Origin of the sequence: Caenispirillum bisanense (assembly GCF_039523075.1) — a bacterium.
GTDB lineage: Bacteria > Pseudomonadota > Alphaproteobacteria > Rhodospirillales > Rhodospirillaceae > Caenispirillum > Caenispirillum bisanense.
On the sequence record NZ_BAAAEP010000017.1, the window covers coordinates 53,919 to 79,663 of the forward strand.

A 25,745-nucleotide genomic window follows, 5' to 3' on the forward strand; every position below is an offset into this window, starting at 1 on the left:
GTACCCTTGCGACTTTTCAACCGGACCGCTTTAATGGTCAGGATAAACACGCAGCGGAGGATCACCCATGAGCCGCAGCACGTGTTACGTGGTGTCACGCCACGATGGCTATTGGTACGCCGTCGTCGGCGGCCGCGACCTTGGCCGTTTCACCCAGCAGGACGCGGCCGAGGCCTTTGCGGTCACCGTTGCGGCCAGCCACGGCCTTGCCCGCATCACCATCCACAACCGTCCCGAGGCGGCGCCCGGCCGCTGAGGCCAGGGCATCAGGCTGTGGCGACGAACCGCAGCCGCACGTAATCCGCCACCCAGCGTCCCTGTGCATCGCAGAGCGACGGCCGCAACAGCGCCTCCACATCCGCCTGTACCGCCGCCTGCTCCGCCGGGCCGAGGTCGTCCACGAACGGCCCGGCGAAGGTGCGCAGCCATCCGGCCATGCCCTGCGGCAGTGGCGTCGGCCGCGGGAACAGGGATATGTCCGCCACCCGCAGCCCGGCCGCCTCCAGCAGCCGCGCGTATTGATCCGCCGTCGGGAAGTACCACGGGTGGCGGGCGATCCCGTCGATGCCGCGCTTGGCCAGGGCGGCGAGCAGCGCCGTGGTGACCGCAGCGACGTTGCCGAAGCCGCCGAACTCGCCGACGAAGCGCCCGCCGGGCTTCAGGTGGCGCACCACCCCGGCGACCACCGCCGCCGGATCCCGCTTCATCCAGTGCAGGGCGGCGTTGGAGAACACGGCATCCACCTGCTCCGGCAGGTGCAGCGCGTGGCCGTCCATCACCCGCGCATCCAGCCCCCGCGCCCGCGCCGCCGCCACCATCTCCGGCGAGCCGTCAACGCCGATGACGCGCGCCCCACTCCCGGCAATGCGGGCGGTGAGGGTACCGTCGCCGCAGCCGAGATCGAGGATGGTCTCACCCGGCTGCGGTGCCAGCAGATCGACCACCGGCTGACCCAGCACCGGCACGAAGCCGGCGGCGGCGAGGTAGGATTGCGGGTTCCAGGTCTGGCTGGTCATGGCGGCGGCCTCTGCGGTGGACAGGCACCTAGCATGGCCCGCGACGGCGGCGGCAGCCATTGCTCATCGGCGACGGCCGCCGCCGCCAGTGGCGATCACGCCTGCGAGCGGCACCAGGCCTCCGCCTGGGCGAGCAGATCCTCCACCCGACGAAGATCCTGCCTCACCTTATCCGGCGTCGGGTGCGCCGGCACATCCCCCGCCTTGGTGGGGTATAGGTAGGCATCGCGGGCGCCGCTCAGCGGATCGAGGTCGAGCAGATCGCGGCGCCAGGGATGCAGCTCCGGCAGGCGAATCGCCATCTCCCGGATGGAGTTGCCGAAGCGATGCGGCGCCCCCGCCCGCGCCAGCACGGCCATGGTCATCTTGCGGGCGGCGTGCTCCAGGCTGTAGGCGGCCAGCCATGGCCGCTCGGTCGCGTTGGCGTGCGCGTCGTCCAGGTCGCGGCGAGCCAGAACGAGCAGGGCATTGAGGTCGCGCATAGGCAGTCCTCCGGCAGAAACGATACAAAGGTGCCGGCCATATAGCGCAGAAGTGACACATATGAAAGGCCGCACCGCGTTTCTGCAACTCCCGGGCGGTGGCGGGCGTGATTCCACGAACTGCGACGGGAGACAGATACTCATGGAAAAGCGACCGATGCCGGGGGGCCGCGAACAGGTTCGCGAAACCCCGACCGAGGCTCGGCAGGCGCGCAAGGGCTTCCCGGTGGCGATGGTGCTGGCCGGCGGCCTGACGCTCGGCATTATCGCCCTGATCGGGCTGATGATCTGGGCGTCCTCCGGCGAGCCCGAACCGACACCCCAGGAACAGCGCCAGGGCTGGATCGCGCCGGCGCCGGCCAACCCTCCCCTGCCGCTGGCGTGAGGACGCGACGGCGACAGCGACGGCCGCCGCGGCACGATCTTGCAGCGGACAGTGGTTGCGCCTACACTAGGATTCGGAGTGGGACGAACCGGCTTGCGCCGGCCCGCCCCTTTTCTCCTAGAGAACGAAGTCGATACGGACGAGGAGTCGCAAGCCCGTGTCCGGATCGTTTCGGAACTCCAGAAGGACGCGGATGCGCGGCAATCGCATCTCGTCATCCTCCGAAAGCAGGCAGAGGCGATCTGCCGTCGGCCGGGGCGCCCATCGTCCCGGCCGGCCTCGGGGCTGCGTCGAGGCTCCTGCTTCCTGCCTGCCGGCGATCAAGTTAGCGCAAGCACCTGAAGACGTCACCATCTGAGCGGGCGAATGCCGCACGATGTCGTCAGCGGCGTGACCTTGCGGATCGTCCTCGTCGCGCCTAAACTCATTCTCGGAGTGGGACGAACCGGCTGTGCCGGCCCGCCCCGTTTCTCCTAGAGACCGAAGTCGATCCGGATGAGGATTCGCAGCCCCAGGTCCGGATCGTTTCGGAACTCCAGAAGGACGCGGATGCGTGGGAACCGCATCTCGTCATCCTCCGAAAGCAGGCAGAGGCGATCTGCCGTCGGCCGGGGCGCCCATCGTCCCGGCCGGCCTCGGGGCTGCGTCGAGGCTCCTGCTTCCTGCCTGCCGATGATCAAATTAGCGCAAGCACCTGAAGACGTCACCATCTGAGCGGGCGTGAGCCGCGGCATGCCGTCATCCGCGTGACCTTGCGGATCGTCCTCGTCGCGCCTAAACTCTCTCTCGGAGTGGGACGAACCGGCTGTGCCGGCCCGCCCCGTTTCTCCTAGAGACCGAAGTCGATCCGGACCAGGATCTGCAGCCTCAGGTCCGGATCGTTTCGGAACTCCAGAAGGACGCGGATGCGTGGGAATCGCATCTCGTCATCCTCCGAAAGCAGGCAGAGGCGATCTGCCGTCGGCCGGGGCGCCTATCGTCCCGGCCGGCCTCGGGCTGCGTCGAGGCTCCTGCTTCCTGCCTGCTGCAGATGAAATTACCGCAGGCACCTGCCGCCGTCACCACCACAAGCTGTGCGTCGCCGCAAAAAGAAAAGGGCGGCCCCCTCGCGGCGACCGCCCTTTCCTCGTCCGAAACCCGAACCGACGCCTGCGTCAGCCCAGGATCTTCTTCTTCAGCAGGTCGTTCACCGCCTGCGGGTTGGCCTTGCCCTGGGTGGCTTTCATCACCTGGCCGGTGAACCAGCCCAGCAGCTTGTCCTTGCCGGCGCGGATGTCTTCCACCTTGTCCATGTTGGCGGCCATGACGTCGTCGATGGCCTTTTCGATGGCGCCGGTGTCGGTCACCTGCTTCATGCCGCGTTCTTCCACGATCTTCGCCGGGTCGTCGCCCGTCTCGATCATGATCTCGAACACGTCCTTGGCGAGGCGGCCCGACAGGGTGCCGTCGGCGATGAGGTCCAGCAGCGCGCCCAGCTGTTCCGCCGCCACCGGGCTTTCCGTCACCCCCTTGCCGAGCTTGTTGAGCGCGCCGAACAGGTTGGTGGTCACCCAGTTGGCGGCCTGCTTGCCGTCGCGGCCCTTGGCGACCTTCTCGAAGTAGTCGGCGCTTTCCTTCTCGAACACCAGCACCGTCGCGTCATAGGGCGACAGGCCGTAGTCGGCGATGAAGCGCTGCTTCTTCTCGTCCGGCAGTTCCGGCAGGCTGGCGCGGATCTTTTCGACGAAGGCGTCGTCGAATTCCAGCGGCAGCAGGTCGGGGTCGGGGAAGTAGCGGTAGTCGTGCGCGTTTTCCTTGTTGCGCAGGGACCGCGTCTCGCCCTTGCCGGGATCGAACAGGCGGGTTTCCTGCTCGATCTTGCCGCCGCTCTCGTAAACCTCGACGTGGCGCTTGGCCTCGTACTCGATGGCCTGCATGACGAAGCGCACCGAGTTGACGTTCTTGATCTCGCAGCGGGTGCGGAAGCCCTCGCCCGGACGGCGCACGCTGACGTTCACGTCGCAGCGCATGGAGCCTTCTTCCATGTTGCCGTCGCAGGTGCCGAGGTAGCGCAGGATGGCGCGCAGCTTGCGCAGGTAGGCGCCGGCCTCTTCCGGGGTCCGCATGTCGGGCTTGGAGACGATCTCCATCAGCGCAACGCCGGAGCGGTTGAGGTCCACGAAGGTCTTCTGCGGGTGCTGGTCGTGCATGGACTTGCCGGCGTCCTGCTCCAGGTGCAGGCGCTCGATCCCCACCTCGCGGGTGGAGCCGTCGGGCATGTCGAGGATCAGCGTGCCGAGGCCGACGATGGGCAGCTCGTACTGGCTGATCTGGTAGCCCTGCGGCAGGTCGGCATAGAAGTAGTTCTTGCGGGCGAAGACGCTGCGCTTGTTGATCTGGGCCTTGAGGCCAAGACCGGTGCGCACCGCCTGTTCCACCGCCACCGCGTTGATGACCGGCAGCATGCCGGGGAAGCCGGCGTCGACGAAGCTGACCTGGGTGTTGGCCTCGGCCCCGAAGGCCGTGGCGGCGCCCGAGAACAGCTTGGAGTTGGAGATGACCTGGGCGTGCACCTCCAGACCGATCACGACTTCCCAGTCGCCCGTCTCGCCCTGAATGACGTAGCTCATGTCCCTCACGCCTCCACGATGGCGGGCTTCGCGGTGAAGCCGGCCGCCTTCTCCATCACCTCACCCACGCGCAGCACCGTCTCCTCGTCGAAGGGACGGCCGATCAGCTGCAGGCCGAGCGGCAGGCCCTCGGCGCTCAGGTCCACCGGCAGCGACAGGCCCGGCAGGCCCGCCAGCGAGGTGGGAACGGTGAAGACGTCGTTCAGGTACATGGTGATGGGGTCGTCGATCTCCGCCCCCAGTTCGAAGGCGGCAGACGGCGCCGTCGGCGTCAGGATGACGTCGCAGACCTCGAAAGCCTTGCGGAAGTCCTGCGCGATGAGGGCGCGGACCTTCTGGGCCTTCAGGTAATAGGCGTCGTAGTAGCCGGCCGACAGGGCATAGGTACCGATGAGGATGCGGCGGCGCACTTCCTTGCCGAAGCCTTCGCCGCGCGTCTTCATGTACATGTCGTCCAGCGACCGCACGCCCTCGGTCACCCGCAGGCCGAACCGCACGCCGTCGTAGCGGGCGAGGTTGGACGAGCATTCCGCCGGCGCCACGATGTAGTAGGTCGGCAGGGCGTACTTGGTGTGCGGCAGGCTGATGTCGACCGGCGTGGCGCCGGCGTCCTTCAGCATCTGGATGCCCTTCTGCCACACGGCGTCGATCTCGGCATTGAGGCCGTCGGGGCGGTACTCGGCCGGGATGCCGACCTTCAGGCCGCGCACGTCGCCGGACAGCGCCGCCTCGAAGTCGGGCACCGGGATGTTGGCCGAGGTGCTGTCCTTCGGGTCGAAGCCGGCCATGGCGCCGAGCATGATGGCGGCGTCGCGCACCGTGCGGGTCATGGGGCCGGCCTGGTCCAGCGACGACGCGAAGGCGACCACGCCCCAGCGCGAGCAGCGGCCGTAGGTGGGCTTCAGGCCGACGATGCCGGTGAAGGCGGCCGGCTGGCGGATGGAGCCGCCGGTGTCGGTGCCGGTGGCGGCCATGGCAAGGCGGCCGGAAACCGCCGCCGCCGACCCGCCGGACGAGCCGCCGGGCACCAGATCCTTGCTGTCGCCCTTGCGCTTCCACGGGTTCTTGACCGGGCCGTAGTAGCTGGTCTCGTTGGACGAGCCCATGGCGAATTCGTCGAGGTTGGTCTTGCCGAGCGTCACCGCGCCCGCCTTCTTCAGGTTGGCGGAAACGGTGCTTTCATACTGCGGCTTGAAGCCGTCGAGGATGTGGCTGGCGGCGGTGGTCAGCACGCCCTCGGTGCAGAACAGGTCCTTCATGCCGATGGGGATGCCGGCCATGGCGCCCGCGTCGCCGGCCTTCAGGGCGGCGTCGGCGGCATCGGCCTGGGTCAGCGCCAGCTCCGGCGTTTCGGTGATGTAGGCGTTCAGGTCGCGGTGCTTCGCCATGGCGTCGATGTGCGCCTGGGTCAGCTCGCGGGCGGAGAACTCGCCCTTCTTCAGCCCGTCGCGGGCCGCGGCGATGGTGAGGTCGGTGAGCCTGGTCATGGTCATTCCACCACCTTGGGAACGGTGAAGAAGCCCTCGATCGCGTCGGGCGCGTTGGCGAGGACCTTCTGCTGGATGCCGCCGTCGGAGACGACGTCATCGCGCCAGCGCAGGGCCATGTCGGTCACGCTGGTCATGGGCTCGACGCCCTGGGTGTCCACCTCGCCCAGTTGCTCGACAAAGCCCAGGATGGCCGTCAGTTGCTCGGCAAGCTGCGGCAGTTCGGCATCGGGCACTTCGATACGGGCGAGGAACGCGATGTTCCTGACGGTGGTGTTGTCCAGCGACATGCGGTAAGTGTCTCCGGCTTGAACGGAAAAGCGGCGGACGGCGCCCGCAAAGCGCCGGAATCCGCCGGTTTCGAGGAAACGCGCGGAAGGTAGCACCCACCATGGCGATCCGCAACCCTGCCGACCTGAAGGCCGACCTGAAGCGCGGCCAGCGGCTGCTCGGCATCGATCTCGGCACCAAGACCATCGGGCTGGCGCTGTCCGACGCCCTGCTCATGGGGGCGACGCCGCTCGCCACCATCAAGCGCACCAAGTTCACCAAGGACGCCGAAGAGTTGTTCAAGGTGATCGACACGCGCGAGGTCGGCGGCCTCGTCCTCGGCCTGCCGGTGGAGATGAGCGGCGAGGAAGGCAAGCGGGCGCAATCGACCCGTCAGTTCGCCGCCAACATTCTGGCGATCCGCGACATGCCGCTGTGCTTCTGGGACGAGCGCCTGTCCACCGCCGCCGTCGAGCGGGTGATGATCGAAGACTTCGACATGAGCCGCAAGAAACGCGCCGAGAAGATCGACTCCCACGCCGCCGCCTTCATCCTGCAGGGCGTGCTGGACGTGATCGGCCGGGGCTGAGGGGCGCCGTCAGCCCGCCGGCAGATGATCCAGCGGCAGCGCCGACTGATCCTTCACCGTCTGGATGGCGACGTTGCTGCGGATGTCGCTGACGCCGGGCAGGCGCAGCAGGGTGCCGGTCAGGAAGCGCTCGTAGGCGGCCAGATCGGGCACCACCACCTGCAGCAGGAAGTCGGACTCGCCGGACACCAGATGGGCCGACACCACCTGCGGCAACGCCCGCACGGCGGCGCGGAAGGCTTCCGCGTCGTCCTCGCGGTGGCGCTCCACCTTCACCCCGACGAACACCGTCAGGCCGAGGCCGACCGCCGCGCGATCCAGCGCGGCATGATAGCCGCGGATCAGCCCGGCCTCCTCCAGCAGGCGCACCCGCCGCAGGCAGGGCGACGGCGACAGGCCCACTTCCTCCGCCAGATGGACGTTGCTCAGGCGGCCGTCGCGCTGCAACGCCCGCAGGATTCGATGGTCGATGGCATCCAGCACCATGTTTGGCATGATCCCCCTCAATGAGCCGCCATTCTAGCAGAAGATGCCAAAGCGGGCCCGTTTGACGGCAGCCTTCGCAAGGACATGCCTCGCCCGGCGCCCTTATCCTCGGCGGCAGTTCCGCCAGCAGGAAGACATGCGCCATGCCGCTCAACACGCTTCTGTTCGTCACCGCCCTGTCGGCGGCCTATGCCGTGCCGGGGCCGGACATGCTGCTGGTGCTGGAAACCGGCGCCCGGCGGGACCGTCGGGCGGTGGTCGCCACCCTTGCCGGTCTGGCGGTGGCGCGGGCAGCCCACGTCACCCTCGCCGCCATGGGGCTGACGGCGCTGGTGCAGGCGGTGCCGGAGGCCTTCACTGCCCTGCGCTGGATCGGTGCCGGCTGGCTGGTGTGGCTCGGCTGGCGCATCCTGGCCGGCGCGGCGGCGGCGCGCCTGGGGCCGGATGCTTCCGGGGCGGCCCCGCCGCCGAGGCCATTTCGCCGGGCGCTGCTGACCAACCTGCTCAACCCCAAGGCGCTGCTGTTCTGCTCGATCCTGCTGCCGCAGTTCGTGAGCCCCGACACCCCCTCCCCGGCCGCCGAGTTCCTTTGGCTGGGCGCGGTGCTGGTGGCGGTGGGGCTGCTGTTCGACGCCACCTATGCGGCGCTCGGCACCCGGATCGGCAGGCTGACCGCCTCCCGCCCGGGACTGGCGCTGGCTCAGCAGCGCTGCGCCGGCGGGCTGCTGATCGGCTTCGGGGTTCACCTCGCCATGGCGTGGTGATGGGGCCTCACGCCGCCTTGCGGATGGCCGCCGTCACCACCCCGGCACCGATCAGCAGGCCGCCGCCGGTGCGGTTTACCGCCCGCTGCACCGCCGGCTTGCGGATGAGCCCGCGGGCGCCCGAGGCCAGCATGGCGTAGCCGAAGGCATTGGCGGCGGCGAGCACCAGGAAGGTCGCCTCCATCACCACGAACTGCGGCAGCAGCGGCTGGGAGGCGTTCAGGAACTGCGGCAGGAAGGCGACGAAGAAGACGATGCTCTTGGGGTTGAGCACCGTCACCAGGAACATGTGCGCGGTCATGCGGCGGGCGCTGACGGGCCGCACGTCGGCCGCCACCTCGCCGGTGGAAACCGGCGCCCGCCACAGCTTGATGCCGAGGTAGACGAGATAGGCGGCGCCGATCCACTTGACGACCGTGAACAGCGTCGCCGAGGTCGCCAGCAGCACGCCGAGGCCGAGCAGCGAGGCGGTCATGGCGACGAAGTCCCCCATCGCCACCCCCACCACCGACGCCAACGCCGCCCGCCGCCCGTGACCGAGGGCATAGGACACCACCAGCAGCACCGTCGGCCCCGGAATGGCGAGCATGATGGCCGAGGCGACGGCAAAGGCGATCCAGGTTTCGGGCGACATGGCGACGGCATCCGACGAGCGGTTGAAGACACCGCTTATGGAGCACCCGTTGCGCGGCGGATGCAAGAGGGTGTCGGCTGGCGGCTTCCCCGCCGTCGCACCATGTAGTAACGTAGTTCCTCACCCGGAGAGAGCCGATGCCCGCCACCTTCTCCAGCCGCGAGTTCAACCAGGATCTGGCCCGCGTGAAGCGCGAGGCCCGGAAGGGCCCGGTCATCATCACCGACCGCGGCGAGGCCGCCTTCGTGCTCATGACCCATGCTGAGTTCCGCCGCCTGAAGGGGGAACCGGGGCCGTCGCTGGTCGATCTGCTCCGCCAGGACGAGCCGGAGGCGGACTTTGACTTTGAACCGCCCCGCCTCACCGGTCCCCTCATCCGCCCGGAAGAGTTCTGATGTACCTGCTCGACACCAACATCGTGTCCGACCTCCGGCGGCCGGAGCGGGCGAACGACGGTGTGCTGCGCTGGGTCGGCAGCACCGACGTCGACAGCATGTACGTGTCGGCCCTGACGCTGATGGAAATCCACATCGGCGTGCTGCGGGCCGAGCGGCGGGATGCGGCCGCCGGCCGGGTTCTGCGCCAATGGCTGGACGAGCGGGTGGTGCCGTCCTTCGCCGGGCGCGTTCTGGCGATCGACGGGCCGGTGGCGCTGCTTTGCGCCCGCCTGCATGTCCCCGATGCGCGGCCGGAACGGGATGCCCTCATCGCCGCGACCGCGCTGGTGCACGGGTTCACCGTGGTGACGCGCAACACCGGCGATTTCGCCGCCACCGCCGTGCCCCTGCTCAACCCATGGACGTGACCGTTCCGCCCTCACCGGCCCTTGCCGCCCCGCTCCATCCGCGTTAACGGTCGGGCATCATGCTCGACAGCGTTCTTGCCCTCATCCCCACCTTCCTGCTCATCGCTCTCGGCTTTGCCATGAAGCGGGGGCGGTTCGTGCCCGATGCCTTCTGGGCGCCGGCGGAGAAGACCACCTACTACATCACCTTCCCCGCCCTGCTGCTGGCCTCCACCGCGCGGGCGCCGCTGGCGGACATGGCGTGGGGGCCGCTGATGGCGGTGAATGCCGGCGCCGTGCTTGTCGTCTTTATCGCCATGACCCTGGCGCGGCCGCTGTTCAAGGTGGGGCCGGCCGCCTTCACCAGCATGATCCAGGGCAGCATCCGCCCCAACACCTACCTCGGTCTGGCGGCGGCGGCGTCGCTTTATGGCGAGGCCGGGGTGGCGCTGACCGCCATCTGCATCGCCAGCGTGGTGCCGCTGGTCAACGTGCTGGCGGTCGCCACGCTGGTGCGGTGCGTCGGCACCCCCGGCGCCACCACCCGCCGGCAGCGCCTGGGGCAGACGGCGCGCGGCATCGTCACCAACCCGCTCATCCTCGCCTGCGTGCTCGGCATGGCGCTGAACGGCATCGGCGTCGGCATGCCGGAGATCGTCGTCGGCCCCTTCCTCGACATCCTGGGCAGCGCTGCGCTGCCGGTCGGGCTGCTGGCGGTGGGCGCCGGCCTGGCGCCGGACGCCATCGCCGCCACCGGACGGCCAGTGCTGATCGCCAGCGCCGCCAAGCTGATCGGGGTGCCCGCCGCCGCCGCCCTCCTCGCGCTGCTCGCCGGGCTGGAGCCGGCCGCCGCCGGGGTGGCGGTGCTCTATGCCGCCCTGCCCTGCTCCGCCTCGTCCTATGTGCTGGCGCGGCAGATGGGCGGCGATGCGCCGATGATGGCCAATACCATCACCGCCCAGACCCTGGCCGCCGCCGTCACCATGCCGCTGGTGATCGCCGCCGCCCTGGCGCTGTTCACGCCGGGCGGCTGAGGGACTGACCGGCATCCTCCGCCGCCAGCAGGCGGGCGGCCAGACGACGGTCCTGGGTGCCGATGTGCTCCAGCAGCCAGTGCTTGACGTAGGTGCACAGCAGGTCTTCCACCGTGTCGAAGCGGCCCGCCCGCAGGTCGGCCAGGACACGGTCCAGATCGGCCAGCAGGGCCGCATGCAGGGCCACATGGTCGTCGCAACGGGCGCCGGGGATGATCGCCATCATGCGTTCCTCCCACCCGAAATGGCGGCTGCTGAAGCGGCGCAGGGCGATCAGCCGGCCCATCAGCGCCTCGCGCCCCACCCGCGCCACGACCGCGGCGTGCAGTTCGTTCACCAGGGTGATGAGGGTGTGGTGCTGGCTGTCGATCTCCGGGTGGCCCACCGCCACCTGCGGCCCCCAGTCGATGAGCACCGCCGGCGCCCGCCCCTGGCCGGCGAAGTGGACCCAGAAATCCTGGTCGTCGACCATCTCGTGTTCCCACACCAGCCGCTCGGTGGCGCGGAACAGATCGACCATGACGTCGGCGCACAGGGCCGGCACCCCTTCCAGCATCTCCGCCAGGGCGGTGAACTCGGCCAGCAGGTCGGCATGGCGGCGGCAGTGATCGGCCGCCGTTTCCAGCCCCACCTCGGCCATGATCCGCTCCTCGGCGGCGAAGTGGTCGGCCAGCGCCGCCACGAAGCGGGCGGCCTGCGGCCCCAGCGCCGCAGTCCGCCCCTGCTGCCAGGCGAGGTAAAGGTCGTTGGCAAGGTCGGCCAGAACGGCATGACCCTGGTCGATGAGCGGGTGCCCCGTGTCCGGCAGTCGGGCCGGATCGATGAAGGTCATCAGCACCTCGGCGAAAAACCCCAGCACCTTTATTGGTACCACAGCTTTGCCCGCAGCGGTAGCACGCAAGCGATCATGCCGCCATCGGCGCGGCTGTCGGCGTGGCTTGCCTGCGCCGGGCGGATGGCGGTAAATGTCGGCCCATCGCGCCGCAGCCGGAGCCACACCGCCGCCATGTCGTCCGACCCCAGCACCACCACCGTCCCGCAGCGCTGCAGCGCCGTCGCCGCCGCCGTCATCAACGGACGCCAGGTGCTGCTGATCCGCCGCGCCACCGGCGCCTTCAAGGGCGCCTGGACCCTGGTGTCGGGCCGCGTGGAAGCCGGCGAGACGGCCTGGCAGGCCGCCGCCCGCGAAGTGCACGAGGAAACCGGCCTCAAGCCCATCACCCTCTACACCACCGGCAACACCGACCTGTTCTACAATCCCAAGGACGAGGTGATGGAGGTGGTGCCCATCTTCGTCGCCCGCACCAACAGCCAGGAGCCGGTGACGCTGGACGCCGCCCACGACGATTACGCCTGGCTGCCGCTGCCGCGGGCGGTGGAAACGGTCGCCTTCCCCGGCCAGCGCCGGGCGCTGGAGATGATCGCGCACTTCTTCATGGAGCGCACGCCGGCCGACTTCTACCGCATCGACGCCTACCGCCCGTAAGCCCCGCCGGCCGCCGCCGCGCCGACGCCTCGCTTGCCGCCGCCCCACCCCCAACGTATGATCCGCGCCATGACCGACGAACCCGGATACCCGCATCGCCACCTGCTCGGGATCGAGGGCAAGCACCCTTGGGAAATCAAGGCGCTGCTCGACCTCGCCGACCGCTATGCCGACCAGTCGCGGTCCGCGTCGAAGAAGACGGACACGCTGCGCGGCCGCACCATCGTCAACCTGTTCTTCGAGAACTCGACGCGCACCCGCACCAGCTTCGAGCTGGCGGCCCAGCGCCTGGGGGCCGACGTCATCAACATGAGCGTCTCCTCCTCCAGCGTCGCCAAGGGCGAGACGCTGATCGACACGGCGGTGACGCTGAACGCCATGCACCTGGATGCGCTGGTGGTGCGCCATGCGGACTCGGGCGCGGTGCAGCTGCTGTCGGAAAAGGTCAACTGCGCCGTCATCAACGCCGGCGACGGCGCCCACGAGCACCCGACCCAGGCGCTGCTGGATGCCCTGACCATCCGCCGCCGCAAGGGGCACCTGGACAACCTGCACGTGGCCATCTGCGGCGACGTGCTGCATTCCCGGGTCGCGCGCTCCAACATCCACCTGCTGACCACCATGGGCGCCCAGGTGCGGGTGATCGCGCCCAGGACCCTGCTGCCGACCGGGGTGGAGGAACTGGGTGTCGAAGCCTTCACCGACATGCGCCGGGGCCTGAAGGACGTGGACATCGTGATGATGCTGCGGGTGCAGAACGAGCGCATGAAGGGCAGCTACATCCCGTCGGTGCGCGAATACTACCACTTCTTCGGCCTCGACCGGGAGAAGCTGGCGCTGGCCAAGCCCGATGCCCTGATCATGCACCCCGGCCCCATGAACCGGGGGGTGGAGATCGACTCCGACGTCGCCGACGACATCGAACGCTCGGTCATCCGCGAGCAGGTGGAAATGGGCGTGGCGGTGCGCATGGCCGTGCTCGACACCCTGGTCCGCAACGCCCCCAATTTCGTCCAGGGAGCCGCCTGAGATGCTGCAGAAGGCATTCGGCCGCGTCGCCTACGTCAATGCCCGCGTCCTTGATCCCGCCACCGGCACCGACACCACCGGCGGCCTGCTGATCGAGGGCGAGAAGATTGCCGCCGTCGGCGCCGAGGTGCGGCGCGGCGCCGTGCCCTCCGACGCCAAGGTCATCGACTGCGCCGGCGCCTGCCTCGCCCCCGGCCTCGTCGACATGCGCGTCAGCCTGGCCGAGCCCGGCGAGGACCACAAGGAATCCCTGCGCACCGCCGGCGAGGCGGCGGTGGCCGGCGGGGTGACCAGCATGGTCTGCCTGCCCAACACCAATCCGGTCATCGACGACGAGGCGACGGTGGAATTCGTCGCCCGCCGCGCCCGCAAGATCGGCCTTGCCAAGGTCTACCCCTACGGCGCCGCCACCCAGAACTGCGCCGGCGAGGTGATCGCCGAGATGGGCCTGCTGTCGGCGGCCGGGGCGGTCGCCTTCACCGACGGCGTCCACCCCATCGCCGATGCCCAGGTGATGCGCCGGGCGCTCTCCTACGCCGGCAGCTTCGGCCTGCTGGTGGTCAACCACCCGGAGGAACGGGCGCTGACCGGCGGCGTCATGAACGCCGGCGAACTGGCCACCCGCCTCGGCCTGTCGGGCATCCCGCGCGAGGCGGAAGTGATCATGCTGGAGCGCGACATGCGGCTGGTCGCCATGACCGGCGGCCGCTACCACGCCAGCCACATCACCTGCGCCGAGTCGGTGGAAGTCATCCGCCGCGCCAAGGACAAGGGCCTGGACGTCACCTGCGACACGGCGCCGTTCTACTTCGCCCTGAACGAACTGGCGGTGTCAGATTACCGCACCTTCGCCAAGCTGAACCCGCCGCTGCGGGCCGAGGCCGACCGTCAGGCGGTGGTGCAGGCGCTGAAGGACGGCGTCATCGACTGCATCGCCTCCGACCACCTGCCGCAGGACCAGGACACCAAGCGCCTGCCCTTCAACCAGGCGAGCTTCGGCGGCATCGGGCTGGAAACGCTGCTGCCGGTGTCGCTCGACCTGTTCCACAACGGCCACCTGAGCCTGCTGGAAGTGCTGCGGCTGCTGACCGTGCGCCCGGCCGACCGCCTGGGCCTGACCGCCGGCCGGCTGGCCGTCGGCGCCCCGGCCGACTTCTTCCTGTTCGATCCCGGCCGCGCCTGGAAGGTGGTGGCGGGCAGCCTGCGGTCCAAGTCCAAGAACACGCCGTTCGACGGCCGCCCGGTGCAGGGCCGGGTGCTGCGCACGGTGATCGACGGCCGCACGGTGTTCGAACACCATGGCTGACCTGTCGCCGGCGCTCCTGCTCGCCATCGCGGCCGTCGGCGGCTACCTGCTCGGCTCGGTGCCCTTCGGGCTGGTCATCACCCGCCTGCTGGGCCTGGGGGACATTCGCCAGATCGGGTCGGGCAACATCGGCGCCACCAACGTCCTGCGCACCGGCAACAAGCCGGCGGCGCTCGCCACCCTGCTGCTCGACTCCGGCAAGGGCGCCATCGCCGCCCTGCTGGCGCTGGCCCTGCTGGGCGGCGACGGCGACCTGGGGGTGGAAGTGGCGCTGGCCGCCGGCGTGGCGGCGGTGTTCGGCCACAACTTCCCGGTCTGGCTGCGGTTCAAGGGCGGCAAGGGGGTGGCGACCACCCTCGGCACCCTGCTCGCCACCGCTTGGCCGGTGGGTCTGGCGGCCTGCGGCATCTGGCTGCTGACGGCGGCGATCACCCGCTATTCGTCGCTGTCGGCGCTGGTGGCGCTGACGGTGGCGCCGGTGGCGGCGTGGTTCCTGGCGACCCCGCTGCACGCGGCGGCCTTCGCCCTGCTGGCGGTGCTGGCCTGGATTCGCCACCGCGAGAACCTGCGCCGCCTGCTCAACGGCACCGAGAGCCGGATCGGAAGCAAGAAGAAGTAAGGCTTTCACGGCGGCTCGCGCAGGGCGATTGACGGGCGGCGCATTCGCGTCCACCCTTCGTTCCCATGACTGCCGAAACCCGCGCCCTCTCCACCGCCGAAAAGATCGACTGGCTGCGCCTCATCCGCAGCGAGAACGTCGGCCCGGTGACGTTCCGCCGGCTGCTGGAGCGTTACGGCACGGTGCGGGCGGCGCTGGAGGCGCTGCCGGACCTCGCCCGTCGCGGCGGCCGCAGCAAGCCGGTGCGCATCCTCCCGCGGGCGGAGGCGGAGCGCGAACTGGCGACCCTGGAGCGCTACGGCGTGCAGGTGGTGGCGGCCGTCGATCCGGCCTATCCGCCGCGCCTGCGGGCGGTGGAGGATGCGCCGCCGCTGCTCATGCTGATCGGCAACGCCCACCTGCTGCGGCGGCCGGCGGTCGCCATCGTCGGCGCCCGCAACGCCAGCGTCAACGGCCGCCAGTTCGCCCGCCGGCTGGCCACCGACCTGAGCGGCCAGTTCGGGCTGCTGGTGGTATCCGGCCTCGCCCGCGGCATCGACACGGCGGCGCACGAAGGCTCGCTGGCCGGCGGCACCTGCGCCGTCATGGCGGGCGGGCCGGATGTGGTCTACCCGCCGGAGAACGACCGCCTGCATGCCGCCATCGCCGAGGGCGGCGTCATCGTTTCCGAACACCCCCTCGGCACCGAGCCGCAGGCCCGCCATTTTCCCCGCCGCAACCGCATCATCAGCGGCATCGCCGCCGGGGTCGTCGTCATCGAGGCGAGTGAACGCTCCGGCTCGCTCATCACCGCCCGGCTGGCGCTGGAACAGGGGCGCGAGGTCTTCGCCGTGCCCGGCTCGCCGGTCGATCCGCGCTGCGCCGGCCCCAACCATCTGCTGCGCGAAGGGGCAACCCTGGTGCGTCATGCGGGGGATGTGATGGAGGTACTGGACCCTCTGCTGCGCCGCCGCGACCTGCAGGAAAACCGTGGCCCGGCGGGGCCTTCGGCACCCCCGGCACCGCCGCCCGACATCCCCGATACGGCGCGTGCGGCGGTGGTCGGCTGCCTGGGGCCAAGCCCGGTTACGGTTGACGAAGTGATCCGGGAGTGCCAATTGTCAGCCGCGGTGGTCGCTACGATTCTGCTTGAACTGGAATTGGCCGGCCGCCTGGAACGTCAGTCGGGAAACCGCGTTTCCCTGCTGTTTTTCGGCTGACGCAGTCCGTTGCAGCCGCCACCCCTCACCACGGGAAGCGTCCGACCTTATGCACGTCGTCATCGTCGAGAGCCCGGCGAAGGCCAAGACCATCAACAAGTACCTGGGCAAGGACTTCACGGTCCTGGCGTCCTACGGCCACATCCGCGACCTGCCCGCCAAGGACGGGTCGGTGCGGCCGGACGAGGACTTCGCCATGGACTGGACGGTCGAGGGCAAGGCTGAGCGCCACATCAAGGACATCGCCTCGGCGGTGAAGTCGGCCGACACCATCTACCTCGCAACCGACCCGGATCGCGAGGGAGAGGCCATTTCCTGGCACGTGCTGGAGGTGCTGCGGGCGCGCAAGGCGCTGAAGGACAAGACCGTCAAGCGCGTCACCTTCAACGCCATCACCAAAAGCGCGGTGCTGGACGCCATCGCCAACCCGCGCGACCTCGACCAGGAACTGATCGAGGCCTATCTGGCGCGACGGGCGCTCGACTATCTGGTCGGCTTCACCCTGTCGCCGGTGCTGTGGCGCAAGCTGCCCGGATCGCGCTCCGCCGGGCGCGTGCAGTCGGTCGCCCTGCGCCTGATCTGCGAACGCGAGTCGGAGATCGAGCGGTTCCGGGCGCAGGAATACTGGACCGTCGACGTCGCCCTGAAGAACAAGGACGGCGACGCCTTCTCGGCCCGCCTGACCCACCTTGAGGGCCGCAAGCTCGACAAGTTCGACCTCGGCAACGAGGCCTCGGCCATGGCTGCCAAGGCGGCCATCGAGGCGGCGCAGTTCACCGTCGCCCGCGTCGAGCGCAAGGAAACCCGCCGCAACCCGGCGCCGCCGTTCACCACCTCCACCCTGCAGCAGGAAGCCAGCCGCAAGCTGCACTTCTCCGCCAAGCAGACCATGCAGATCGCCCAGCGGCTGTATGAAGGCGTGGACATCGGCGGCGAGACGGTCGGCCTCATCACCTACATGCGAACCGACGGCGTGCAGATGGCGCCGGAGGCGATCCAGTCCGCCCGCGGCTACATCGGCCGCGAGTTCGGCAAGGACTACCTGCCGAACAGCCCGCGCATCTACAAGACCAAGGCGAAGAACGCCCAGGAAGCGCACGAGGCGATCCGCCCGACCGAGATCATGCGCCACCCGAGCACCGTCTCCCGCACGCTCGACCGCGACCAGTTCCGCCTCTACGAACTGATCTGGAAGCGCACGGTGGCGAGCCAGATGGAAAGCGCCGTGCTCGATCAGGTGGCGGTGGACCTGACCGACAAGGCCGGCGCCATCACCCTGCGCGCCAACGGCTCGGTGGTGAAGTTCGACGGCTTCCTGAAGCTCTACCGCGAAGACCGCGACGACAGCGACGAGGACGAGAACAGCCGCCTGCTGCCGCCGCTGCGCGAGCAGGAGCCGGTGTCGCGCGGGCCGGTGAAGGCCGAACAGCACTTCACCCAGCCGCCGCCGCGCTACACCGAAGCCTCGCTGGTCAAGCGCATGGAGGAACTGGGCATCGGCCGCCCGTCCACCTACGCCAGCATCCTGTCGGTGCTGCAGGACCGCGACTACGTGAAGCTGGACCAGCGCCGCTTCGTGCCGGAGGATCGCGGCCGCATCGTCACCGCCTTCCTGGAAAGCTTCTTCAACCGCTACGTCCAGTACAACTTCACCGCCGAGCTGGAAAACCAGCTGGACGACATTTCCGGCGGCCGCGCCGAGTGGAAGGACGTGCTGCGCCAGTTCTGGCTGGACTTCCGTCAGGCAGTGGAAGCGACCTCCGGCCTGCGGGTGTCGGAAGTGCTGGACGCGCTCGACCGCGATCTGGCGCCGCACCTGTTCCCTGCCCGCGAGGACGGCCACGACCCGCGCAAGTGCCCCACCTGCGCCGACGGCCGCCTGTCGCTGAAGCTGGGCAAGTTCGGCGCCTTCATCGGCTGCTCCAACTACCCGGAATGCCGCTACACCCGCCAGCTGGCCGACGGTGCCGGTGGCGGCGACCGGGCCGAGGGCGAAGGCGTGCCGGACGGGCCGAAGCTGCTCGGCCAGGACCCGGAAACCGGGCTCGACGTCACCCTGCGCAAGGGGCCCTACGGCGTCTATGTCCAGCTGGGCGAGGCCGAGGGCAAGACCAAGCCCAAGCGGGCCAGCCTGCCGAAGGGCATGGACCCGGCGGACGTGACGCTCGACAAGGCGCTCGCCCTGCTGTCGCTGCCGCGCGAGATCGGCCTGCACCCGGAGACCAAGCAGCCGATCCTGGCCGGCATCGGCCGCTTTGGCCCCTACCTGAAGCACGGCGACACCTACAAGTCGCTGGGGCGGGATGACGACGTGCTGGAAATCGGCCTCAACCGCGCCGTGGTGGTGCTGGCCGAGGCCAAGGGCGGCCGCAAGGCCGGGGCGCCGGCCAAGACGCTCGGCGAGCACCCCGACGGCGGGCCGGTGACCCTGCACGACGGCCGCTACGGCCCCTATGTGCAGCACGGCTCGGTGCGGGCCACCATCCCGCGCGACGCCGACAAGGACAGCTACACGCTGGAAGACGCGGTGCCCCTGCTGGCCGCCAAGGCCGCCAAGGATGCCGCCTCGGGCAAGAAGCCGGCGAAGAAGGCCGCCCCGAAGAAGGCTGCGGCTGCCAAGGCACCGGCGGAAAAGAAGGCCCCGGCCGCCAAGAAGGCGCCGGCAAAGAAGCCCGCAACGAGCAAGACCGCGAGCGCGTCGAAGTCGAAGAAGACCGCGTCGGGGGCGTGATGGTTTTTTAGCCACCAAGGCACCAAGTACACCAAGAGAACCTCCTCTGATCCGCCACCGGCGTCTGGATCGACCACGTCCCTTCGTCGCGGCGCACATGGGGAAGACTCAAGGAGGGAGCGCGAGGGAGGGCCACCCCTCCCTCGCCCCCACCGCCCGCAGGGCGGCCTTGGTGTACTTGGTGTCTTGGTGGCTATTCCCGACGACCGCCGCCCACTCAATAAAGGACCCGCCTTGACCAAGCCCAAGCACCACGCGCCGCTGCCGACCAAGGATCAGGTGCTGGAGTTCATCCGCGAAAGCCCCGGCAAGGTGGGCAAGCGCGAGATCGCGCGGGCCTTCAACATCGGCAGCCAGGATCGCGTGTGGCTGCGCGGCATCCTCAAGGAACTGGCCGACGACGGCGCCATCGAACGCGGACACAAGCGCCAGTACCACAAGCCCGGCGCCCTGCCCGACGTGGTGGTGGTGGAGGTGGTGGCCATCGACGCCGAAGGCGGCCTCATCGCCCGCCCGGTCAGCGGCGTCGGCGAGGGCGAGGGCGCCGAGCCGCCGACCGTGCTGCTGCTCGACCGCAAGAGCCAGGCCATGGGCCGCGGCGACCGCGCCCTGGTGCGGGTGCGGCCGCTGCGCGACGGCGTCTACGACGGCAAGCTGATCAAGCGGCTGGCCAGCGCCCCGGCGCAGGTGCTGGGCGTGTTCGAGGCCGGGGCCGAGGGCGGCCGGCTGGTGCCGACCAACAAGCGCGAGAAGTACGAATACCTCGTCCCCCGCGACGGCACCCTGGGGGCGGAGCCGGGCGAGATCGTGCTGGCCGAGGTCATGCCGGGGCGCCGCCTCGGCCTGCGGCTGGTGCGCATCGTGGAGCGCCTGGGCCGCGCCGGCGAAGCCAAGTCGGTCAGCCTCATCGCCATCCACGAGAACGGCATTCCGGTCGACTTCCCCGCCGACGCCCTGGAGCAGGCCCGCGCCGCCGGCCCGGCGCCCATGGGCAAGCGCGAGGACCTGCGCGCCATCCCGCTGGTCACCATCGACGGCGAGGACGCCCGCGACTTCGACGACGCCGTCTACGCCGAACCCGACGACAGCCCGGACAACCCGCGCGGCTTCAAGCTGCTGGTCGCCATCGCCGATGTCGCCCACTACGTGCGGCCGGGCGATGCGCTCGACAACGCCGCCTTCGAGCGCGGCAACTCGGTCTACTTCCCCGACCGGGTGGTGCCCATGCTGCCGGAGGAACTGTCCAACGGCTGGTGCTCCCTGCGCCCCAACGAGGACCGGCCGGTGCTGGCCGTGCGCATGCGCATCGACCGCCAGGGCAACAAGCTGGACCACGCCTTCACCCGCGGCATGATGCGCTCTGCCGCCCGCCTGACCTACACCCAGGTGCAGAACGCCGTCGACGGCATGACCGACGACACCACCGGGCCGCTGCTCAAGCCGGTGATCGAACCGCTGTACGGCGCCTACCGGGCGCTGATCGAGGCCCGCCACCATCGCGGCACCCTCGACCTCGACCTGCCGGAGCGGCGAATCCTGGTGGACGATGCCGGGCAGGTCACCGGCGTCGTCACCCGTCCGCGCTACGACAGCCACAAGCTGATCGAGGAATTCATGATCCTCGCCAACGTCTGCGCGGCGGAGGAACTGGAGAAGCACGGCGTCCCCTGCATGTACCGCGTCCACGACGAGCCGGCGCCGGAGCGGCTGGAGGCCCTGCGCGAGTTCCTGGAAAGCATGAACATCAGCCTGGTGAAGGGGGTGGTGAAGCCGCACCACTTCAACCGCATCCTGGAGCAGGTGCGCGGCACGCCGAACGAGATCCTGGTCAACGAGGTGGTGCTGCGCAGTCAGGCGCAGGCCGTCTACAGCCCCGAGAACCTGGGCCACTTCGGCCTGGCGCTGCGGCGCTATGCCCACTTCACGTCGCCCATCCGCCGCTATTCCGACCTCATCGTCCACCGCGGGCTGATCCACGCCCTCGCCCTCGGCCCCGACGGGCTGAGCGAGACGGAAGCCGAGCGCATGGTGCCCATCGGCGAGCACATCTCCATGACCGAGCGCCGCGCCGCCACCGCCGAGCGCGAGGCGGTGGACCGCTTCGCCGCCGCGTGGCTCGCCAGCAAGGTCGGCGCCACCTTCAGCGGCCGCATCAAGAGCGTCACGCGGTTCGGATTGTTCGTGGAACTGGATGAAAGCGGCGCCGATGGACTGGTGCCCATCTCCACCCTGCCCGAGGACTATTACATCCACGACGAGATCCAGCACGCCCTGGTCGGCCGCCGCAGCCGCCGCACCTTCACCCTGGGCGATGCCGTGGCGGTCATGCTGATGGAAGCCAACCCCTTGACCGGCGGCATGATTTTCCAGCTGCTGGACAAGAACGGCAAGGCACCGGGCCGCCCCGGCGGCGGCGACCGCAGCGTCGGCCGGGAACGGCGCAGCAAGGTGGCCAAGGAAACCCGGCGCGTGAAGACCGCCGGGCCGGCGGCGCGCGGCAAGGGCGGCTCTTCTTCCACGAAGAGTGGCAAAGTAGGCCGAAAGAACCGCCCGTAGTTGTTATGCCGCCACTACAGGCGGATAACCACCCTCGACTTCTTCACGATTTCTCAACCCGGCACGTCACATAGTGTGAGCGTGAGCCGGGGAAATCGTTGCATTCCCTTCTTGTAAGGCATCCCCGCCGCATGTTTCTATACGTGCGGTGCGAGGGAAAGGAATCGGCTGCGGCCAGATGAGCTTCCGACAGAAACTGACTCGTCCCGCTTACCGGATCAGGCGCACGGCATTGGTGGTGGCTGCGCTCGCCGCCGCCGCCTGCGCCCCGAGCGAAGGACCCACGTCGTCCGCCGTCGCGGCGGGCCCCGTTCCGTCGGCCCCGGCCACCGTGGCCGACCGCGAGCCGGGGTTCCCCCAGCGCGATGCGGAGCGGGTGTTCTCGTTCGCCTTCAATGCCATCAGCGACCGCTACATAGACGGCGTGACCGCCGCCGAGGTTGCCATCGAAGGGCTGCGCGGGCTTGGCACCATCGATCCCGCCGTGGCGGTGGAGATCGTCGGCGGCCGGGTGGAACTGCGCGGAGCCGGTGGCCCGCTGGCGATCACCGACGCCCCCCGCAGCGACGACACCCGCGCCTGGGGCCAGGCGGTCACCGAACTGGTGATCGGCGCCCGCAGCGCCTCGCCCCAGCTGGCGGCGGCCAGCGCGGAAGACATCTATCAGGCGGTGTTCGACGCCACCCTGGCCAAGCTCGACATGTTCTCCCGCTACGCCGGGGCGGAAGAGGCGCGCGACCATCGCGCCAGCCGCAACGGCTTCGGCGGCATCGGCATCCGCTACGTCACCTCCGACGACGGCCTGCTGGTGAAGGAAGTGTTCGAGGACGCCCCCTCCGACGGCCTGGTGCTGGTCGACGACGTGGTCACCGCCGTCAACGGCACCCCCACCGCCGGCCTGGAGGCCAAGCGCATCAAGGAACTGCTGCGCGGCCCCATCGACAGCGCCGTCACCCTCACCGTCCGCCGCACCGGCATCGACCAGCCGGTGCAGGTGCCCATCCGCCGCGCCCTGGTGGTGCCCCAGACCGTGACCCTGACGCTGGACGACGACGTGGCGCTCATCCGCGTCTCCAGCTTCAACCAGCGCACCGCCGCCGGCGTCGACCATGCCGTCAAGCAGGCGCAGGCCAGCCTCGGCCCCACCCTGCGCGGCATCGTGCTGGACCTGCGCGGCAATCCGGGTGGCCTGCTGGATCAGGCGGTCGCGGTCAGCGACCTGTTCCTGACCGAAGGGCCCATCGTCTCCACCCGCGGCCGCCACCCGGAAAGCCGCCAGTCCTACAATGCCCGCCAGGAAGACATCGCCGCCGGCCTGCCGCTGGTGGTGCTGGTGGACGGCCGCTCGGCCTCCTCGGCGGAGATCGTCACCGCCGCCCTGCAGGACCGCGGCCGCGCCGTGGTCGTCGGCACCACGTCCTACGGCAAGGGCACGGTGCAGACCGTCGTCCGCCTGCCCAACGACGGCGAACTGACCCTCACCTGGTCGCGCTTCCACAGCCCCTCCGGCTATGCCCTGCACGGGCTCGGCGTCATGCCGGCCCTGTGCACCGCCAGCGCCGGCGGCGGCGACTCGGCGGTGGGCGAGGCCGGGCCGCAGCAGGCCAAGGCGCCGGCGGCGGACGAGGACGGCGGCATCGTGCCGGTCACCCACTCCGACGTGCCGGGCGCCGGCGAGGATGCCGGCCGGCTGGTGGAAAAGGTGCTCAGCACCCGTGCCGCCGCCGCCAGCAACGTGCCGACCCAGTACGCCCAGTGGCGCTCGACTCCGCTGGAGGATACCGAGGGCCGCAAGCGCCTGCGCACCGCCTGCCCGCCGGTCAACCACGCCGAAAGCCGCATCGACCTGGCCCTCGGCGAGCGGCTGATCGTCGACCGCGAGCTGTATGCCTGGGCTCTCGGCCTGACCCGCAGCACCGACACCGCCGCCCGCTGAAAACCCGCAGGAACGCGCCACTCCGGCCTTGACACCCGCCAGGATCCGGGTATCGTGCGCGGCTCCAGTTCCAAATCGTTTCCTAAGGATTTGCCGCCATGGCCAAGCCCACGACGATCCAGATCAAGCTCGAGAGCACCGCGGGCACGGGCTACTTCTACATCGCGAAGAAGAACCCGCGTAACACCACCCAGAAGCTCGAGTTCAAGAAGTACGACCCGGTGGTGCGCAAGCACGTCGTCTTCCGCGAGACGAAGATGAAGTAAGACCCCGGCCGGGGCGCTTCTCTACCGAAAAACGAAAGGCCGCCGACATCGTCAGCGGCCTTTTCGTTTGCCTGCATCCTGCGCCCGGAGGACGGGCGGGCGGGCGGCGGCCGCCGCCCGGCGGAGGCGGCCCGGATCAGGCCGCCGGTTCCAGGAACTTGTTGACCGTCTGCAGGAAGGTGGCGACGGAGATCGGCTTGGCGATATAGCCCTCGCAGCCGCCTTCGCGAATCTTCTCCTCGTCGCCCTTCATGGCGAAGGCGGTGACGGCGACCACGGGGATGCTGCGCAGGTCGGCGTCGTCCTTCAGCATGCGGGTGATTTCGAGGCCCGAAATCTCCGGCAGCTGGATGTCCATGAGGATGAGGTCGGGGCGCTTCTCGCGGGCGATGCCCAGCACTTCGCGACCGTCCTTGGTCTGCAGGGTGTCATACCCGTGCGCCTGCAGGAGGTCGTTGAAAAGCTTCATGTTCAGGTCGTTGTCTTCGACGATGAGAATGGTCTTCGCCATGGCCTGATCCCGGTCCTCCCTGGTCCCGATGATGATGCTGCGACGCGGGACCCAGGCATGATCCTTCATCCCCGTATACAAGTCAAACGGAGGAGGCGGCGACTCCGCTACCCGCGCCGCGCCGCCGCCCAGCCCAACGCCAGCCAGCCGAGAATGAAGGAACTGCCGCCGAAGGGTGCCACCATGGCCACCGGCCGCCAGCCGGTGAAGGCCAGCGTGAGCAGGGAGCCGCAGAACAGCACGATGCCGAGGGTGAACAGCATGCCGGCCGCCTGCACCGGGCGGCTGTCCGGCCGCCGCTCTGCCACCACGGCGACCAGCCCGAGCGCCAGGGCGTGCCACAGCATGTAATGGGCGGCCTTCTCCGCCAGTCCCATGGCATAGGTGTCGCCCAGGCGCTGCAGCACATGGGCCGCGAAGGCGCCGGTCGCCACCGCCAGGGCGCCGAAGCCGCCCGCCAGTATCATCCACGGCCGCATGAAGGTCCCCTCTGTCTGCCGATGGTCGCATGCAGTCGGCAGACTGCCGCCTGCGCGCCGCCGCGCAAGCAAAAAAAGTGGGCGGGGACCAGCCCCGCCCGAGTAACGCTCTTGAGGGAAAGAGGATACCGATACCGGGAAGTCGTCCCGGTGCCTGAACAATGCCTCGCCGGACGGTCGCGGCCTGTGACGCGCGTCACACGATCACCACTTTTTATCCGGGCTTCATCGCCTCATTCGCCCCTCACCTCCTCCACCAGGTCACGCAGGCGCTCGACGTCGAGCACCACCAGGGCATCGGCATCGCGGCGGACGATCTTCTGGCGCGACAGGTCGTTCAGCACCCGCGCCACCGTCTCGCGTGTGGTGCTGACGCGGGCGGCGATGTCGGAATGCACCGGGATGGGGCGGATGCGGGCGTGGCCTTCGGGGGTGCGCTTGGCGGTGCGGCACAGCGCCAGCAGGTCGGCATGGACGCGGTTGTTGGCGCCGAGGGTCGACAGGTCGAGGATGCGGGCGCCGGATACGCGAATCACCCGCGCCAGCCGCCGCATGAGGGCCAGCGCCACGTCGGGATGGTCGCGCAGCACGCGCAGGAACTGTTCGGCGGTCAGGCTGGCGACGGTGGTGTCGCCGATGGCCATGACGCTGGCCGAGCGCGGGCTGCCGTCCAGCGCCGCCAGCTCGCCGAACACACCGCCGGCGGAAATGTCGTCCAGGGCGATCTCGCGGCCGGAGAGGGAGTAGATCACCACCCGCACCGCCCCGGTGATGACGAAAAACACGTCGCGGCTGTCGGAACTGCGGTCGATGATCTGCTCGCCGCCGGCGTATTTCTTCCAGCGGCAGGCACGCGCCAGCGCATCCCGTTCGTCGGAGGTCAGGCTGTCCAGCAGCGGAATGCCGACCAGGGCAGGCGTGGCTACTTCGGTCACGGTGCTCTCCCCCACTGAGCCGGGCCGTCCCTGCCGCCGTTCCCTCCCCGCCGGGCGGCGGCGGCTGCGGCCCCGTTGATTACCGATGTATATACCCCGCCCGCCGCGTCAGCGGAAGACGACGGTCTTGGCGCCGTTGATGAGCACCCGGC

General features: G+C 69.6%; 27 protein-coding genes. 16 read left to right on the forward strand and 11 right to left on the reverse strand.

From position 1 onward, the window contains the following. Positions 1 to 67: 67 nt before the first annotated feature. On the forward strand, positions 68 to 256 hold the full coding sequence (locus ABD056_RS09750; protein WP_343866367.1) for a hypothetical protein: 189 nt from the start codon (positions 68 to 70) through the stop codon (positions 254 to 256). Between the two features lie 10 nt (positions 257 to 266). Here the strand turns inward: ABD056_RS09750 and ABD056_RS09755 are convergent, their stop codons facing one another. Then, positions 267 to 1,016 (reverse strand): class I SAM-dependent methyltransferase, encoded by a 750-nt coding sequence (locus ABD056_RS09755; RefSeq protein WP_343866368.1) that lies wholly within the window; start codon positions 1,014 to 1,016, stop codon positions 267 to 269. A gap of 95 nt (positions 1,017 to 1,111) precedes the next feature. Continuing rightward, the gene (locus ABD056_RS09760; protein ID WP_343866369.1) at positions 1,112 to 1,498 is read right to left on the reverse strand and encodes a hypothetical protein; all 387 of its coding nucleotides are present in this window, start codon (positions 1,496 to 1,498) and stop codon (positions 1,112 to 1,114) included. Between the two features lie 142 nt (positions 1,499 to 1,640). On the opposite strand from ABD056_RS09760, the gene ABD056_RS09765 reads away from it, so the two are divergent. Beyond that, positions 1,641 to 1,883, forward strand: coding sequence for a hypothetical protein (locus ABD056_RS09765; protein WP_343866370.1), 243 nt, complete (start codon positions 1,641 to 1,643; stop codon positions 1,881 to 1,883). 1,154 nt (positions 1,884 to 3,037) lie between these two features. On the opposite strand, the gene gatB is transcribed toward ABD056_RS09765, so the two are convergent. From gatB to gatC, 3 genes are read right to left on the reverse strand one after another with little or no spacing between them, the layout of a single operon-like run. Beyond that, a complete protein-coding gene (gene gatB, locus ABD056_RS09770; protein ID WP_343866372.1) occupies positions 3,038 to 4,492 on the reverse strand; it encodes an Asp-tRNA(Asn)/Glu-tRNA(Gln) amidotransferase subunit GatB in 1,455 nt (484 codons plus the stop codon). A gap of 5 nt (positions 4,493 to 4,497) precedes the next feature. Beyond that, positions 4,498 to 5,979, reverse strand: a complete 1,482-nt coding sequence (gatA, locus tag ABD056_RS09775; RefSeq protein ID WP_425545027.1) for an Asp-tRNA(Asn)/Glu-tRNA(Gln) amidotransferase subunit GatA — start codon at positions 5,977 to 5,979, stop codon at positions 4,498 to 4,500. A gap of 2 nt (positions 5,980 to 5,981) precedes the next feature. Beyond that, positions 5,982 to 6,269: an Asp-tRNA(Asn)/Glu-tRNA(Gln) amidotransferase subunit GatC gene (gene gatC, locus ABD056_RS09780; RefSeq protein WP_343866374.1), complete on the reverse strand. Its 288-nt coding sequence runs from the start codon at positions 6,267 to 6,269 to the stop codon at positions 5,982 to 5,984. 101 nt (positions 6,270 to 6,370) lie between these two features. Between gatC and ruvX the strand changes: the two genes are divergently transcribed. Beyond that, positions 6,371 to 6,838, forward strand: a complete 468-nt coding sequence (gene ruvX / locus ABD056_RS09785; protein ID WP_343866375.1) for a Holliday junction resolvase RuvX — start codon at positions 6,371 to 6,373, stop codon at positions 6,836 to 6,838. Between the two features lie 9 nt (positions 6,839 to 6,847). On the opposite strand, the gene ABD056_RS09790 is transcribed toward ruvX, so the two are convergent. Beyond that, positions 6,848 to 7,333, reverse strand: a complete 486-nt coding sequence (locus ABD056_RS09790; protein WP_343866376.1) for an Lrp/AsnC family transcriptional regulator — start codon at positions 7,331 to 7,333, stop codon at positions 6,848 to 6,850. Between the two features lie 134 nt (positions 7,334 to 7,467). On the opposite strand from ABD056_RS09790, the gene ABD056_RS09795 reads away from it, so the two are divergent. After that, positions 7,468 to 8,088, forward strand: a complete 621-nt coding sequence (locus ABD056_RS09795; RefSeq protein ID WP_343866377.1) for a LysE family translocator — start codon at positions 7,468 to 7,470, stop codon at positions 8,086 to 8,088. Positions 8,089 to 8,095: 7 nt separating this feature from the next. Here ABD056_RS09795 and ABD056_RS09800 read toward each other — a convergent pair whose 3' ends face one another. Then, complete coding sequence (locus ABD056_RS09800) at positions 8,096 to 8,722, reverse strand: LysE family translocator (RefSeq protein WP_343866378.1); 627 nt, start codon at positions 8,720 to 8,722, stop codon at positions 8,096 to 8,098. A 137-nt stretch (positions 8,723 to 8,859) separates the two neighbouring features. On the opposite strand from ABD056_RS09800, the gene ABD056_RS09805 reads away from it, so the two are divergent. From ABD056_RS09805 to ABD056_RS09815, 3 genes are read left to right on the forward strand one after another with little or no spacing between them, the layout of a single operon-like run. Continuing rightward, on the forward strand, positions 8,860 to 9,117 hold the full coding sequence (locus ABD056_RS09805; RefSeq protein ID WP_343866379.1) for a type II toxin-antitoxin system Phd/YefM family antitoxin: 258 nt from the start codon (positions 8,860 to 8,862) through the stop codon (positions 9,115 to 9,117). Continuing rightward, positions 9,117 to 9,527, forward strand: a complete 411-nt coding sequence (locus ABD056_RS09810; RefSeq protein WP_343866380.1) for a type II toxin-antitoxin system VapC family toxin — start codon at positions 9,117 to 9,119, stop codon at positions 9,525 to 9,527. Before ABD056_RS09805 ends, ABD056_RS09810 begins: the two co-directional genes overlap by 1 nt. Before the next feature lie 59 nt (positions 9,528 to 9,586). After that, complete coding sequence (locus ABD056_RS09815; protein WP_343866381.1) at positions 9,587 to 10,540, forward strand: AEC family transporter; 954 nt, start codon at positions 9,587 to 9,589, stop codon at positions 10,538 to 10,540. On the opposite strand, the gene ABD056_RS09820 is transcribed toward ABD056_RS09815, so the two are convergent. Beyond that, positions 10,524 to 11,399: a bacteriohemerythrin gene (locus ABD056_RS09820; RefSeq protein ID WP_343866382.1), complete on the reverse strand. Its 876-nt coding sequence runs from the start codon at positions 11,397 to 11,399 to the stop codon at positions 10,524 to 10,526. The genes ABD056_RS09815 and ABD056_RS09820 overlap by 17 nt on opposite strands. A gap of 147 nt (positions 11,400 to 11,546) precedes the next feature. Between ABD056_RS09820 and ABD056_RS09825 the strand changes: the two genes are divergently transcribed. The 9 genes from ABD056_RS09825 to rpmG all read left to right on the forward strand — a co-directional run bounded on the left by ABD056_RS09825 (position 11,547) and on the right by rpmG (position 23,668). Beyond that, positions 11,547 to 12,026 (forward strand): NUDIX hydrolase, encoded by a 480-nt coding sequence (locus tag ABD056_RS09825; protein WP_343866383.1) that lies wholly within the window; start codon positions 11,547 to 11,549, stop codon positions 12,024 to 12,026. A gap of 69 nt (positions 12,027 to 12,095) precedes the next feature. Continuing rightward, positions 12,096 to 13,055, forward strand: a complete 960-nt coding sequence (locus ABD056_RS09830) for an aspartate carbamoyltransferase catalytic subunit (protein ID WP_343866384.1) — start codon at positions 12,096 to 12,098, stop codon at positions 13,053 to 13,055. Position 13,056: 1 nt separating this feature from the next. Further along, positions 13,057 to 14,361 carry a dihydroorotase gene (gene pyrC, locus ABD056_RS09835; RefSeq protein ID WP_343866386.1) on the forward strand — a complete coding sequence of 435 codons (1,305 nt, stop codon included), beginning with the start codon at positions 13,057 to 13,059 and terminating at the stop codon, positions 14,359 to 14,361. Then, entirely contained in the window at positions 14,354 to 14,980 is a 627-nt protein-coding gene (plsY, locus tag ABD056_RS09840) for a glycerol-3-phosphate 1-O-acyltransferase PlsY (protein ID WP_343866387.1), read from the forward strand. The genes pyrC and plsY overlap by 8 nt, the downstream gene beginning before the upstream one ends. A gap of 65 nt (positions 14,981 to 15,045) precedes the next feature. Continuing rightward, a complete protein-coding gene (gene dprA / locus ABD056_RS09845; RefSeq protein ID WP_343866388.1) occupies positions 15,046 to 16,179 on the forward strand; it encodes a DNA-processing protein DprA in 1,134 nt (377 codons plus the stop codon). A 49-nt stretch (positions 16,180 to 16,228) separates the two neighbouring features. Beyond that, positions 16,229 to 18,910, forward strand: coding sequence for a type I DNA topoisomerase (topA, locus tag ABD056_RS09850; protein ID WP_343866389.1), 2,682 nt, complete (start codon positions 16,229 to 16,231; stop codon positions 18,908 to 18,910). A gap of 234 nt (positions 18,911 to 19,144) precedes the next feature. Beyond that, positions 19,145 to 21,466 carry a ribonuclease R gene (gene rnr / locus ABD056_RS09855; RefSeq protein WP_343866390.1) on the forward strand — a complete coding sequence of 774 codons (2,322 nt, stop codon included), beginning with the start codon at positions 19,145 to 19,147 and terminating at the stop codon, positions 21,464 to 21,466. 238 nt (positions 21,467 to 21,704) lie between these two features. Beyond that, the gene (locus tag ABD056_RS09860) at positions 21,705 to 23,402 is read left to right on the forward strand and encodes a S41 family peptidase (RefSeq protein WP_343866391.1); all 1,698 of its coding nucleotides are present in this window, start codon (positions 21,705 to 21,707) and stop codon (positions 23,400 to 23,402) included. A gap of 98 nt (positions 23,403 to 23,500) precedes the next feature. After that, the gene (rpmG, locus tag ABD056_RS09865) at positions 23,501 to 23,668 is read left to right on the forward strand and encodes a 50S ribosomal protein L33 (protein WP_097277222.1); all 168 of its coding nucleotides are present in this window, start codon (positions 23,501 to 23,503) and stop codon (positions 23,666 to 23,668) included. Positions 23,669 to 23,804: 136 nt separating this feature from the next. Here rpmG and ABD056_RS09870 read toward each other — a convergent pair whose 3' ends face one another. From ABD056_RS09870 to ABD056_RS09880, 3 genes are all read right to left on the reverse strand, one after another. Then, positions 23,805 to 24,179, reverse strand: a complete 375-nt coding sequence (locus tag ABD056_RS09870) for a response regulator (RefSeq protein WP_343866393.1) — start codon at positions 24,177 to 24,179, stop codon at positions 23,805 to 23,807. 107 nt (positions 24,180 to 24,286) lie between these two features. After that, on the reverse strand, positions 24,287 to 24,658 hold the full coding sequence (locus ABD056_RS09875; protein WP_343866394.1) for a DUF423 domain-containing protein: 372 nt from the start codon (positions 24,656 to 24,658) through the stop codon (positions 24,287 to 24,289). A gap of 233 nt (positions 24,659 to 24,891) precedes the next feature. Beyond that, positions 24,892 to 25,593, reverse strand: coding sequence for a Crp/Fnr family transcriptional regulator (locus tag ABD056_RS09880; RefSeq protein WP_343866395.1), 702 nt, complete (start codon positions 25,591 to 25,593; stop codon positions 24,892 to 24,894). Positions 25,594 to 25,745 lie beyond the last annotated feature (152 nt).

Bases quoted from the DNA above. Each gene is read 5' to 3' on its own strand.
- ABD056_RS09750 (WP_343866367.1), top strand. From the start codon at position 68: ATGAGCCGCAGCACGTGTTACGTGGTGTCACGCCACGATGGCTATTGG.
- ABD056_RS09755 (WP_343866368.1), bottom strand. From the start codon at position 1,016: ATGACCAGCCAGACCTGGAACCCGCAATCCTACCTCGCCGCCGCCGGC.
- ABD056_RS09760 (WP_343866369.1), bottom strand. From the start codon at position 1,498: ATGCGCGACCTCAATGCCCTGCTCGTTCTGGCTCGCCGCGACCTGGAC.
- ABD056_RS09765 (WP_343866370.1), top strand. From the start codon at position 1,641: ATGGAAAAGCGACCGATGCCGGGGGGCCGCGAACAGGTTCGCGAAACC.
- gatB (WP_343866372.1), bottom strand. From the start codon at position 4,492: ATGAGCTACGTCATTCAGGGCGAGACGGGCGACTGGGAAGTCGTGATC.
- gatA (WP_425545027.1), bottom strand. From the start codon at position 5,979: ATGACCAGGCTCACCGACCTCACCATCGCCGCGGCCCGCGACGGGCTG.
- gatC (WP_343866374.1), bottom strand. From the start codon at position 6,269: ATGTCGCTGGACAACACCACCGTCAGGAACATCGCGTTCCTCGCCCGT.
- ruvX (WP_343866375.1), top strand. From the start codon at position 6,371: ATGGCGATCCGCAACCCTGCCGACCTGAAGGCCGACCTGAAGCGCGGC.
- ABD056_RS09790 (WP_343866376.1), bottom strand. From the start codon at position 7,333: ATGCCAAACATGGTGCTGGATGCCATCGACCATCGAATCCTGCGGGCG.
- ABD056_RS09795 (WP_343866377.1), top strand. From the start codon at position 7,468: ATGCCGCTCAACACGCTTCTGTTCGTCACCGCCCTGTCGGCGGCCTAT.
- ABD056_RS09800 (WP_343866378.1), bottom strand. From the start codon at position 8,722: ATGTCGCCCGAAACCTGGATCGCCTTTGCCGTCGCCTCGGCCATCATG.
- ABD056_RS09805 (WP_343866379.1), top strand. From the start codon at position 8,860: ATGCCCGCCACCTTCTCCAGCCGCGAGTTCAACCAGGATCTGGCCCGC.
- ABD056_RS09810 (WP_343866380.1), top strand. From the start codon at position 9,117: ATGTACCTGCTCGACACCAACATCGTGTCCGACCTCCGGCGGCCGGAG.
- ABD056_RS09815 (WP_343866381.1), top strand. From the start codon at position 9,587: ATGCTCGACAGCGTTCTTGCCCTCATCCCCACCTTCCTGCTCATCGCT.
- ABD056_RS09825 (WP_343866383.1), top strand. From the start codon at position 11,547: ATGTCGTCCGACCCCAGCACCACCACCGTCCCGCAGCGCTGCAGCGCC.
- ABD056_RS09830 (WP_343866384.1), top strand. From the start codon at position 12,096: ATGACCGACGAACCCGGATACCCGCATCGCCACCTGCTCGGGATCGAG.
- pyrC (WP_343866386.1), top strand. From the start codon at position 13,057: ATGCTGCAGAAGGCATTCGGCCGCGTCGCCTACGTCAATGCCCGCGTC.
- plsY (WP_343866387.1), top strand. From the start codon at position 14,354: ATGGCTGACCTGTCGCCGGCGCTCCTGCTCGCCATCGCGGCCGTCGGC.
- dprA (WP_343866388.1), top strand. From the start codon at position 15,046: ATGACTGCCGAAACCCGCGCCCTCTCCACCGCCGAAAAGATCGACTGG.
- topA (WP_343866389.1), top strand. From the start codon at position 16,229: ATGCACGTCGTCATCGTCGAGAGCCCGGCGAAGGCCAAGACCATCAAC.
- rpmG (WP_097277222.1), top strand. From the start codon at position 23,501: ATGGCCAAGCCCACGACGATCCAGATCAAGCTCGAGAGCACCGCGGGC.
- ABD056_RS09870 (WP_343866393.1), bottom strand. From the start codon at position 24,179: ATGGCGAAGACCATTCTCATCGTCGAAGACAACGACCTGAACATGAAG.
- ABD056_RS09875 (WP_343866394.1), bottom strand. From the start codon at position 24,658: ATGCGGCCGTGGATGATACTGGCGGGCGGCTTCGGCGCCCTGGCGGTG.